The 7363-nt window shown below is 73.1% G+C and carries 5 protein-coding genes and 2 pseudogenes; 1 reads left to right on the forward strand and 6 read right to left on the reverse strand.

Going from position 1 to position 7363, the window contains the following annotated elements:
- Positions 1-606: pseudogene (locus ACQKIP_RS34265) on the reverse strand (GNAT family N-acetyltransferase); the annotation flags it as partial.
- Between the two features lies 1 nt (position 607).
- On the reverse strand, positions 608-1039 hold the full coding sequence (locus ACQKIP_RS34270; RefSeq protein WP_365859956.1) for a hypothetical protein: 432 nt from the start codon (positions 1037-1039) through the stop codon (positions 608-610).
- A 234-nt stretch (positions 1040-1273) separates the two neighbouring features.
- On the opposite strand from ACQKIP_RS34270, the gene ACQKIP_RS34275 reads away from it, so the two are divergent.
- Positions 1274-2095, forward strand: coding sequence for an SGNH/GDSL hydrolase family protein (locus ACQKIP_RS34275; protein ID WP_365859957.1), 822 nt, complete (start codon positions 1274-1276; stop codon positions 2093-2095).
- A gap of 78 nt (positions 2096-2173) precedes the next feature.
- On the opposite strand, the gene ACQKIP_RS34280 is transcribed toward ACQKIP_RS34275, so the two are convergent.
- The 4 genes and pseudogenes from ACQKIP_RS34280 to ACQKIP_RS34295 all read right to left on the reverse strand — a co-directional run.
- Entirely contained in the window at positions 2174-3832 is a 1659-nt protein-coding gene (locus ACQKIP_RS34280) for a serine/threonine-protein kinase (RefSeq protein WP_427745040.1), read from the reverse strand.
- Positions 3833-3894: 62 nt separating this feature from the next.
- On the reverse strand, positions 3895-5370 hold the full coding sequence (locus ACQKIP_RS34285; protein ID WP_365859959.1) for a nickel transporter: 1476 nt from the start codon (positions 5368-5370) through the stop codon (positions 3895-3897).
- 238 nt (positions 5371-5608) lie between these two features.
- Positions 5609-6964 carry a tetratricopeptide repeat protein gene (locus tag ACQKIP_RS34290; protein ID WP_365859960.1) on the reverse strand — a complete coding sequence of 452 codons (1356 nt, stop codon included), beginning with the start codon at positions 6962-6964 and terminating at the stop codon, positions 5609-5611.
- Between the two features lie 141 nt (positions 6965-7105).
- Positions 7106-7363: pseudogene (locus tag ACQKIP_RS34295) on the reverse strand (hypothetical protein); the annotation flags it as partial.

The raw sequence follows: 7363 nt of genomic DNA on the forward strand, positions 1-7363 counted from the left end.
GCTGCGGTACTGGGCCGACTTCCACTGCATCAGGGTGCGCAGGACCGCGGGGTCGCGCTCGTCGTGCACATAGCGAACGGTGCCGTGGTCGCGCCCGAGCCTGCGCTCCTTGGAGAGGGTCGAGCGGGTGAACTTCGGCGACTTCGCCTTGAGCTGGCCGAGATAGGCCTCGTACCCCTGGTCGATGTCCATGACGGGGGAGGCGAAGGAGCCGGAGGCGCCCGCCTCGAACGGCCCCTGGCCGCCGGCCAGATGGTCGAACTCGTACATCGCGAGCCCGCAGGCCCGCAACAGCTCTCGCGCGTCCCAGGTGAAGCCGGGCCGGTGCACCATGCCCTGGCAGTCCGAGACGCCGAGCCCGATGGCCCGGCCGACGCCGGTGATGGATCTCTGGAACGGGAAGAAGGCCGCCGGCTCACCGGCCTCGCGCACGACCGCTATCCGCACCCCGCGGCGCCAGTGGCCCACCGCGAGGGTGAACTCGGGGGAGAGGAAGGGGTTGGCCAGCTCCGGGGAGCCGTGGAGGTGCGCCTTGGACTGCAACGCCGTCCAGGCCACCCGGTCCGCGGCGGTGAGTTCTCCGGGGCGGTGCACGGTGATGTCCACGTCAGGAGGTCCGCCTCGTCGGGGTACGGCGTCGCAACCTCCGTACCAGTACCAGCAGATAGATGAGCGAGCCGATCACGGTGATGGCCGCGACCCCGCCGCGCACGGACCAGATGTGCAGGGCCAGCATCGCCTGGGCCACCAACAGGTTGACCGCGACGGCCCCGGAAACGGAAGCCAAGATCCGGCCCCATGGCTCGAGTCCGCGGAGCGCGGCGGCGATCGCGGCGCCCGGAGCGGCCAGCAGGAAGAACAGCGTGAAGGGGGCGCGCAGCGGCGATGCGATGTCCGTGAGCGCGAGCATCGCGCCGACGGCGGCCACGGCCACAGCCGTTCCCGCGAGCAGCGGCAGCGCGTCCTCGTGACGGATCGGCGGGTCCGACGGGCCGCGCGCGGTGTCTGATGACGGTGCCTTGATCCTGATGGTCTGCATTGGCGACTTTGCCCCCCGACGCGCCGGATGCCGGGCTTCAATGTCGCGCAGTCCACGGCGGCCCGTCAAGATGCGGAGGGAGTGTGCAGATGTTCCCCTTCGGGGCCCTGAACGGGAGGGCAACTCGCTCTGCGGGAAGGGGAATTACACGCGAACTTGTTGACATGGACACTACCGGTGGCCCGAGGGGAGTGGTACCACAGTCGTGGCAGAAATCCTGCTAAGGGAGGTTCCATGAGATTGTCCCGAATCACGGCATACGCTTCCTCACTCCTCCTCGCCACCGCCTTCGCCCTCACCGGGGCCGCAGCGGCACAGGCAGCCCCGTCCGGCCAACAGGCCGCCGCCACCGGCTATGTGGCGCTCGGCGACTCCTACTCGTCCGGTGTCGGAGCCGGCGGATACGACAGCGGAAGCGGCGACTGCAAGCGCACCCCGCGCGCGTACCCCGCGCTCTGGGCCGCCGCGAACTCACCCTCCAGCTTCAACTTCACGGCATGTTCCGGTGCCCGTACGGGTGATGTTCTCTCCGGCCAACTCGGCCCGCTCGGCGCGGGAACGGGCCTCGTCAGCCTGACCATCGGCGGCAACGACGCCGGCTTCGCCGACGTCATGACGACCTGCGTCCTGCAGTCCGAGAGCAAGTGCCTGGCACGGATCGCGACGGCGCGCAGCTACGTCGAGACGACGCTGCCCGGCAACCTCGACAAGGTCTACTCGGCGATCAGCGCCAAGGCACCGGCCGCCAAGGTCGTCGTGCTCGGATACCCCCGCTTCTACAAGCTCGGCGGCGGCTGCATCGCCGGTCTCTCCGAGAAGGAGCGCAGCGCCATCAACAGCGCGTCCGACTTCCTCAACTCCACCACGGCCAAGCGCGCCGCCGACCACGGCTTCGCCTTCGGCGATGTGGCCGCCAAGTTCACCGGGCACGAGATCTGCTCGGGCGACGCGTGGCTGCACAGCGTGAACTGGACCAACATCGGCGAGTCCTACCACCCCAAGGCCGCGGGCCAGTCCGGCGGCTACCTTCCCGTGCTCAGCGCGGCTGCGTCCTGACCCGCTGACTCCGGGCGCCCGTACTCCGGGCGCCCACGAGTCCGGAGGTCAGGAGTCCGGCAGTCACGAGTCCGGCAGTCAGGAGTTCGGCGCATAGGAGGAGGAGCCCCCGCCCGTCGTCGGGGGCTCCTCCTCGCATTTCACCGAGTACGCGACGGAGTTGGAGGTGGCCTTCACCGGGCTGCGCACCTCCACGCTGATCGAGTTCTGGTACGTCGAGCCCGGCTCGCCCGTGACCGTCTCCGTGTGGTGCACCTGCTTGGTCTTGCCGCCGCCCGACGCGAAGCTGAGCGTCTTCCAGCCGGAGTCGCTCGGCTCGCCCGACTTGGTCACCCAGCGGTAGTCGACGGTGACCGGAACCCGCCCCACGGTGAACGTCGCGGTGAACGAGGGGGCCTGCCCGGCGGCGGGCGGACAGGCGCCGCTGTACTGCGTGTACGAGCCGGTGACCGAGACCTTCACGGACTGCGCGGGGTGCGTGGTCGAGCCTCCGCCGTTGCCGCCGGTCGTGGAATCGCCGCCGTCGGAGCCGTTGCCGTTGCCGTTCCCGCCGTTGTTGGAGCTGCCTTCGTTGCTGCCCGACGTGTTGTTGCCGCCGCTCTTGCCGCCGCCGGAGCCGCCGCCGCTGGTGTCGCCGTCGTTGCCGCCGCTTGTGTTGCCGCCGCCTTCGGAGGAGCCGCTGCTGTTGCCGCCCCCGCCGCCGTCGTCGCGGTTGATCAGGGCGTACGCGATCCCGCCGAGAGCCAGCGCGAGCGCGACCAGGCCCGCGGTGAGGACGAGGACCGAACGGCGCGAACGCGTCGGCGGGACGGTGGTGGTCGTGCTGACGACCGGCTCCTGCTGATCCGGTGGCGGCGGAAGCGGCGAAGGGGATGGGTGTTGCTGCTGTGACGTGACGGTCGGCATGTACGGGAGGGGTGTCGGGGCATCGGGAACGCCGCCCGCCGCGACGAGCCGCAGCTGGTTCTCCGCCTCGGCGGCGGAGATCCGGGCCGCGGGGTCCTTGCGCAGCAGCCCTTCGACGACCGGGGCCAGCGGGCCCGCGTTCCGGGGCTGCGGCAGTTCCTCGTCGACGACCGCACGCAACGTACTGAGCGGGGTGTTCTGCCGGAACGGCGAAATGCCCTCCACGGCCGCGTAGAGCAGCACGCCGAGCGACCACAGATCGGACTCGGGGCCGGGCTTGCGCCCCAACGCCCGCTCCGGGGCGAGGAATTCGGGGGAGCCCACCACCTCGCCCGTCATCGTGAGTGCCGAGCTGCCCTCCACCACGGCGATCCCGAAGTCGGTGAGGACGACCCGCCCGTCGTTCGCGATCAGTACGTTGCCGGGCTTGACGTCGCGGTGCAGCACCCCGGCCTCATGGGCGGCCCGCAGCGCGGCGAGCACCTCGGCGCCGATACGGGCGGCGCGCTGCGGTGGCATCGGCCCTTCCGCGTCCAGGACGTCGGAGAGCGAGAGCCCCCGCACGATCTCCATGACGATCCACGGGCGCCCGTCCTCGCTCGCCACGTCGTAGACCGTCACGACGTTGCGGTGCGGGATACGGGCCGCGGCCCAGGCCTCCCGCTCCAGGCGGGCGTACAGCCGCTCGACGTCACTGGCCGGAAGCCCGGCCGGGGCGCGCACTTCCTTGACCGCGACCTCGCGGCCCAGGACTTCGTCCCTGGCCCGCCAGACCGTGCCCATCCCGCCTTCGCCCAAGGGGGCGAGGAGGCGGTAGCGTCCTGCGATCACACGCTCGTTCCCGCTCACGGGAGTCCCCCATCCGCAGCCGTGCGATTCTCCACAAAACTACCTCAACCGAGCGCTGTTGCCGCCCCTTTGAACACCAATCCACACCCCAGGGCGACCACGACACAGGCGGATCCCAGGGGCAGGAAGCGCCGCGTGGCCCGGTGCAGCCAGCGGGGCCCGCGGACCACCCGCCGCCCGGCGATGGACCCGACCCGCACCACGAGGAACCCCGCGGCCGTCAGCGTGACGGCCAGCCCCACCCCGTACGCGAGCACGAGCAGCAGCCCGAACCAGGCCTCGCCCAAGGCTGCGGCGCCGACGAGCACCACGACCGCGGACGGGCTGGGCACGAGACCGCCGGCGAAGCCGAGGAAGAGGGCGCCGCGGAGGGTGGGCGGGGCGTCGTGCGTGTGATGGTGCTGCCCGTGCCCGTGCCCGTGCCCGTGCCCGTCCCCGTCCCCGTGCTCATGTCCATGCCCGTGTCCGTGTCCGTGGTGATGGTGGTGCTGCCGGGCGTGCCCGCGCCGCCGCCAGGCTCTGCGCACGAGCAGGGCTCCCGCGCCGGTGACCAGGACGCCGCTGGCCACTCCGAGCCAGGCGATGACGGACGGGGCCGCGACCGAGCCTCCCGCGACGAGCAGCCCCAGGGCGGTCACCCCCAGCGTGTGCGTGACGGTCACGGAGGCGGCCAGCGGCAGCACGTCCCGCAGCGAGGCGTGGCCCCTCGCGGCGGCGGTCGCGGCCATCAGCGTCTTGCCGTGGCCGGGCGCGAGGGCGTGCAGCGCCCCCAGCAACAGCGCGGTGGCCAGGGCGAGTCCGCCGAAGCCGGGGGTGAGGTCGTGGCGGGCGACCAGGCCGGTGAGGGCCTGCGTCCACCGGTCCGCGCCGCGCGGCAGTACGGAGGCCGGTGCCGGGGGCCGCTCCTGGCTCAGGGCGGGGCCGCCGGGGGTGATCCGCAGGGACGCCGAGTTCTCGCCGGGCGGCGAGTCGAGCAGCCGCTGCGGGTAGCGCGTGAGGCGCTGGGAGACGGACTTCTGCGGTACGTCCGATGCGCTCAGGGTCATCCGGTCGCCCTGCGCGGTGACTTCGCGCCAGCCGGGTCCCGGTTGTCCCGCTGCCCTGAAGCCGGCGGCGAGCTCGGTGCCCCGGGGGAGCGGGGCACCGAGCTCGCACTCCACGCGCAGGGTGGGCAGTCCGGCCTGCCCGTCCCGGCGTACCGCCCGGGCCCGCACCACGCGGAGTTCCGCCGCTCGCCCGTCCACCCGCAGCCGGCTGCCGCGGGCGGCGTCCTCGCACCGCCCTTCGGCCCAGCTCCGCATCCCTATTCGCTTGATGCGGGGCTCGGCCTGGGTGGCGGGGATCTCGGCGAGGTCCTCGACGTGGTCGACCCGAAGCTGCCCGGGCCTCACCACGAGTCCGTCGTACCGATTGACGGTGAAGTTCCCCAGAGGGTGAGCGTGCGCCTCGGCGGCGGGCAGCAGGGTGAGCGCGAGCCCCGCGAGCAGGGTGCCCCCCAAGGCCAGGATCCGCCGCTTCATGGCCGCCCCGCAGCGTGCGTCACCCGAACAGACTTTTCCCGCCCATCCACCAGATTGCCCCGCAGCGACAGTCCCGACGACCTCCAGACGCCATCGAGACGCGAGGGGACGTGCCGGTATTTCCGCCCGGAGCACGGTTCGCGGCGCTCCGGTGCCGAAGTAGCCAAGCGCCCACCGGCGGATGGCGAGGACGGACATGCCGGCGCGGCCCCGCCCCCAGCTCGACGTGAAGGCGGCCTCACGACGCTCCCCCCGTTTCCTTTGCAGCCTTCGCAACCGTCGGGGAGAACCCCGGGTTCAGCTCCAGCGCCGCCGACTTCCAGCGGCGAGCCGCAGCCGCGTGGCCCGTCGCCCCCTCGATCACGCCCCGGTGGTACAGGAAGGACGCCTCGCGGAACCCCGTGGCCGTGGACCGGCGGGCGTACGGCAGGGCCTCCTCGGAGCGGCCGTTGACGTGCAGGGCCCAGGCGAGCGCGTCCGCCGTGTGCACCGTGTGCCGCCGCCCCCATTCGGCCCGCGCCGCCCGCAGCGCCGCCCTCCGCTCGTCCCGCGTCCCGTGGTCCGTCAGCGCGACCGCCGCGTCGAGGTCCGCGTTCACCCCGTTCGCCCGGGCCAGGGACACCCACGCGGACACCAGCGCGTACTGCTGCCGGGCCTTCGCCTCGTCGCCCCGCTCGCCCCGCGCCTCGTACAACTCACCCAGCGCGACCAACGGCCCCGGCAGCGGCGCCCGCGCGACGATCTCCCGGAACCCCCGTATCGCCCGCTCCGTATCGCCACGCCCGGCCCACACCCTGGCCCGGCACTCCAGCGCGGGCAGGTAGGAGGCGTCGGCCCGCAGCGCCTTCCCGCACTGCTCGAGCGCCTCCCCGTACCGACCCTGCCGCCAGGCGAGTTGCCCCAGGGCCGTGGCCACATACGCGACGTCCCCGCCACCCGAGCCGGAACCCGCACCCGCCCCCGAACCGGAGCCGAGCGCCAGCGACAGCGCGCGCCGCGCCCCCGCCACATCGCCCCGGAGCTCCCGCACATACGCGTACCGCGTGAACACCGGCACCCCCGGCCGGCGGGCATCGGCCTCCTCCGCGGCCCGCGACGCCGCCCCGTACCGCCCGAGCTCGACCAGCGCGTCGATCCGCGAGGCCAGCGCGCCCTCGCTCCGCGGGTTCACGTCGAGCGCGGCCTCCGCGTGCCGCAGCGCCCCCGCGAAGTCGTGCCGGGCCGCGGCCAGCGCGGCCCGCCCCGCGAGCCCCGCGTCATTGCGGGGCCGCAGCTCCAGGGACCGGTCCAGAGCGCGTTCCGCCTCGCGGTAGCGCGACGGGTCGCCCTGCGTGCGGGCCTGCTCTACATAGGCGGTCCCCAGCGTCGCCCACGACCCGAAGTCGCGCGGCTGGTCCCGCAGATGGGTCTGCAGCGCCGCCACGCCACGATCGAGGTCGGCACCCCGAAGCGCGCCCGGCGCCACGGCGACGGACGACGACGGCGACCGGCCCGGCCCGTCCTCACCGCCGATCACCACGGCACCCGCGGTGATCGTGAACGCAAGAGCGACGGCCGCCACCACTGACCGGCCGACAGGACGAGGCAATGCCATCACTGGACCTTCCACGAGAAGTCGATGAGTCGAGAAGAAGAGAAAGAGGGCCAAGGAGAGAAAGTGCCCCGAGGCCGAAGCGGAGAGAGGGCGCGGCCCGCAGGGGGATTGGTGCGGGCCGCGCCGGTCATGGGACGGGGCTCAGCCCGCGACCCCGGACCCCCGCCTGCGCCACCACGCGAGCCCGAGCCCGACGAGGAGCACACCGGCCGCCCCCGCGGCCGCGGACGCGATCAGCACGGCATCCGTGTCCTCGCCGCCGGAGTCCGGACGCCCGGGCACGGCACCGCCGTTCAGCGCGTCACGTGCCGCGCGGTTGTCCGCGTCGCCGCCCTTGGCCAACCGTCCCCCTGACCCGGACGTGGGCAGCGCCCCGAACGGGAAGGTCCCGCCCAACGT

Origin of the sequence: Streptomyces sp. NPDC059900 (assembly GCF_050270335.1) — a bacterium.
Classification (GTDB): Bacteria; Actinomycetota; Actinomycetes; order Streptomycetales; family Streptomycetaceae; genus Streptomyces.